Annotated in this window: 3 protein-coding genes; all 3 read left to right on the top strand. The window is 72.6% G+C overall.

Annotation, left to right across the window (positions count from 1 at the left end):
* Positions 1 to 948 (top strand): 1-deoxy-D-xylulose-5-phosphate reductoisomerase (locus AC2W7A_RS10290; RefSeq protein ID WP_485991271.1); only part of this gene is annotated, 948 nt, incomplete at its 5' end.
* A complete protein-coding gene (locus tag AC2W7A_RS10285; protein ID WP_485991270.1) occupies positions 942 to 2,306 on the top strand; it encodes a M50 family metallopeptidase in 1,365 nt (454 codons plus the stop codon). The genes AC2W7A_RS10290 and AC2W7A_RS10285, both read left to right, overlap by 7 nt.
* A gap of 219 nt (positions 2,307 to 2,525) precedes the next feature.
* Positions 2,526 to 3,677, top strand: a complete 1,152-nt coding sequence (gene ispG / locus AC2W7A_RS10280; RefSeq protein WP_485991272.1) for a flavodoxin-dependent (E)-4-hydroxy-3-methylbut-2-enyl-diphosphate synthase — start codon at positions 2,526 to 2,528, stop codon at positions 3,675 to 3,677.
* Positions 3,678 to 3,809 lie beyond the last annotated feature (132 nt).

The raw sequence follows: 3,809 nt of genomic DNA, 5'->3' as shown, positions 1-3,809 counted from the left end.
TCCCCGCGGCCCGAGGTCTTCGTGGGTCCTCAGGCCGCCGAGCGGATCGCCGCCTGGCCCGGCGCGGACACCGTGCTCAACGGGATGACCGGGTCGATCGGCCTGCGCCCGACCCTCGCCGCCCTGCAGGCGGGCCATCGCCTCGCGCTGGCCAACAAGGAGTCCCTGATCGTCGGCGGCGCCCTGGTGAAGCAGGCCGCGGCCCCGGGTCAGATCGTCCCGGTGGACTCGGAGCACTCCGCCCTGGCCCAGGCGCTGCTCGGCGGGACCGCCGCCGAGGTCCGCCGCCTGGTGGTCACCGCCTCCGGCGGCCCGTTCCGCGGCCGCTCCCGCGCCGAGCTCGAGGACGTCACCCCGGCGCAGGCGCTGGCCCACCCCACCTGGGACATGGGCCGGGTGGTCACCACCAACTCCGCCTCCATGGTCAACAAGGCCCTGGAGGTGATCGAGGCACACCTGCTCTTCGACGTCCCCCTGGAGCGGATCGACGTGGTCGTGCATCCGCAGTCCGTGGTGCACTCCATGGTCGAGTTCGTGGACGGCTCCACCCTGGCGCAGGCCTCACCGCCGGACATGCGCCTGCCGATCGCACTCGGATTGGGCTGGCCCCACCGCGTCCCCGGCGCGTCCCCCGGCTGCGACTGGACGCAGGCGACCTCCTGGACCTTCGAGCCGCTGGACGAGGAGGCGTTCCCGGCCGTGGCCGCCGCGAAGGCCGCCGCCGCGGCCTCGCCCACCCACATGGCCGTCTTCAACGCCGCGAACGAGGAGGCGGTGGACGCGTTCCACGACGGCCTGATCTCCTTCCCGGCGATCGTGGACACGGTCCGCGCCGTGGTGGACTCCTACGACCCCGCGGCCGTGCCCGGGGCGGGGGAGGAGCTCACCGTGGACTCCGTGCTGGCCGCCGAGGCGTGGGCCCGCCAGGCCGCGCGCGGACGGTGGTGAGCGTGGAGGTCCTCTGGTTCGTGGCGGGCGTGTTGGCCATGGCGGTCGGCATCGCCGCGTCGATCGCGCTGCACGAGGTCGGTCACCTGGTGCCCGCCAAGCTCTTCGGCGTCCGCGTCACGCAGTACATGATCGGCTTCGGCCGGACCGTCGTCTCCTGGCGCCGCGGCGAGACCGAGTACGGGTTCAAGGCGATCCCGCTCGGCGGCTATGTCTCCATGGTCGGCATGCTCCCGCCGCCGAAGGACGGACAGGCCGCCCGCACCGCCTCCACCGGCCTGGTTCAGCAGATGGGCCAGCTGGCCCACGACGCCCGCACCCAGGCGGCCGGGGAGCTGACCGCCGCGGACGAGGGACGCCAGTTCATCCAGCTGCCGGTGTGGAAGCGCATCGTCATCATGCTCGGCGGGCCCTTCATGAACCTGCTGATCGCCCTGGCGCTGATGACGGTGCTCGTCATGACCGTCGGCACCGCGACCCCCACCACCACGGCCTCCGAGGTCTTCCGCTGTGTCGTCACCTCCCAGGAGCAGCAGTCCCGCGCCGAGTCCGGGCAGGCCGAGTGCCGGGACGGGGATCCGGTGGCCCCGGCCCACGCCGCCGGCCTGCGGCCGGGGGACACCGTCACCTCCTTCGCCGGGCGGCCGGTGCAGACCTGGGACGAGCTCTCCGCCGCCATCCGGGCCCGCGCGGAGAAGCCCACGGACATCGAGTGGACGCGGGACGGGCAGGCCATGTCCGGCACCCTCACCCCGCGGCTGACCGAGCGTCCCGTCACCGACGCCCTGGGCCGCCCCGAGCGGGCCCCGGACGGCACCGCCAAGACGGAGCAGGTCGGCTTCATCGGCATGGGGTCGCAGATCCAGAACGTGCGCGGCACCCCGCTGGACGCCGTCGAGCAGGTCGGGGTGCAGATCCGCGGCGTCGTGGACGTCGTGCTCGTGCTGCCCCAACGGCTCTGGGACACCGCCGTCGCGGTGGTCACGCCGGCGGAGCGCGACCCGAACGGGCCCATGTCCGTGGTGGGCGTGGGCCGCATCGCCGGCGAGGCCGCCGCCCTGGACGACGTCCCGCTGCGGGACAAGGGTGCGCTGCTCCTCTCCCTGCTGGCCAGCGTGAACATCGCCCTGATGGTGTTCAACCTCATCCCGCTGCTGCCCCTGGACGGCGGCCACGTGGCCGGCGCGCTCTGGGAGAAGCTGCGCCGCGGGTTCGCGAGGCTCACCGGGCGTCCAGACCCCGGCCCGTTCGACCTGGCCACCATGCTCCCGCTCACCTACGCGGTCGGTGCGGCCATGCTGCTGATGGGTGTGATCCTCATCGTGGCGGACATCGTCAAGCCAATCCGCCTGTTCTGAGCCATTTCCCCGCACCTCAGGCGCGCCGCCCGCGCCAGGCGGGCGGCCGTCGTCGTGACCCATGCTCCTCGGCCCGAGGCCGAGGCGGGCGTCACCCGGGACCTGCCCACCGGCGGCACAGCACCTAGGATGGGTGCGCACGGCCGACGCCGGCCGCGCACCCGAACATCCCACCTGCGTCTGAAACCCTTAGGAGCCGAAGTGCCCGTCAGCCTTGGAATGCCGTCCGCCCCGCCGCCCGTGCTGGCCCCGCGCCGGCAGACCCGGCAGATCCAGGTCGGCTCGGTGGGCGTCGGCTCGCAGCATCCCGTCTCGGTGCAGTCGATGACCACCACCAAGACGCATGACATCGGCTCCACCCTGCAGCAGATCGCCGAGCTCACCGCCGCCGGCTGCGACATCGTGCGCGTCGCCTGCCCCACGGACAAGGACGCCGCGGCCCTGAAGGTGATCGCGCAGCAGTCCACCATCCCGGTCATCGCGGACATCCACTTCCAGCCGAAGTACGTGTTCGCGGCGATCGAGGCCGGCTGCGGCGCCGTGCGCGTGAACCCGGGCAACATCAAGAAGTTCGACGACAAGGTCAAGGAGATCGCGCAGGCCGCCTCGGACCACGGCACCTCCATCCGCATCGGCGTCAACGCCGGCTCCCTGGACCCCCGCCTGCTGAAGAAGCACGGCAAGGCCACCCCGGAGGCCCTCGTGGAGTCCGCCGTCTGGGAGGCCTCCCTCTTCGAGGAGCACGGCTTCAAGGACTTCAAGATCTCCGTGAAGCACAACGACCCGGTGATCATGGCCCGCGCCTACGAGCTGCTCGCCGAGGAGGGCGACTGGCCGCTGCACCTCGGCGTGACCGAGGCCGGCCCCGCGTTCCAGGGCACCATCAAGTCCGCCACCGCGTTCGGCTACCTGCTGGGCCAGGGCATCGGGGACACCATCCGCGTCTCCCTTTCCGCCCCGCCGGTGGAGGAGGTCAAGGTCGGCCTGCAGATCCTGCAGGGCCTGAACCTGCGCGAGCGCAAGCTCGAGATCGTCTCCTGCCCGTCCTGCGGCCGCGCCCAGGTGGACGTGTACACGCTCGCCGAGGAGGTCACCGAGGGCCTCAAGGACGTCACCGTCCCGCTGCGCGTGGCCGTCATGGGCTGCGTGGTGAACGGCCCGGGCGAGGCCCGCGAGGCCGATCTCGGTGTGGCCTCCGGCAACGGCAAGGGCCAGATCTTCGTCAAGGGCGAGGTCATCCGCACCGTGCAGGAGGACCAGATCGTGGAGACCCTCATCGAGGAGGCCCGCCGCATCGCCGCGGAGATGGGCCTCGAGGAGGACGGCGGTGACGACGCTGCAGCCGGCGCCCCGGTGGTCAGCGTCCACTGACCTGGACGTCCGGGCCGCCACGGACGGCGCGGCCCGCCTGCTGACCGACCGGCCGACACCCCCAGGGGTGGCGGCGCTGGCCGACGCGGACCCGGTGGCGAACGTCTTTGTGGCCTCCCTGCTGCAGGCCCG

Source organism: Micrococcus sp. LASM2_SD2, from assembly GCF_057364565.1.
This window is presented reverse-complemented; position numbering and strand designations above follow the sequence as displayed.

What these genes read in the sequence shown, in the direction of transcription:
- ispG (WP_485991272.1), top strand. Translation starts at nt 2,526, where the DNA reads ATGCCGTCCGCCCCGCCGCCCGTGCTGGCCCCGCGCCGGCAGACCCGG.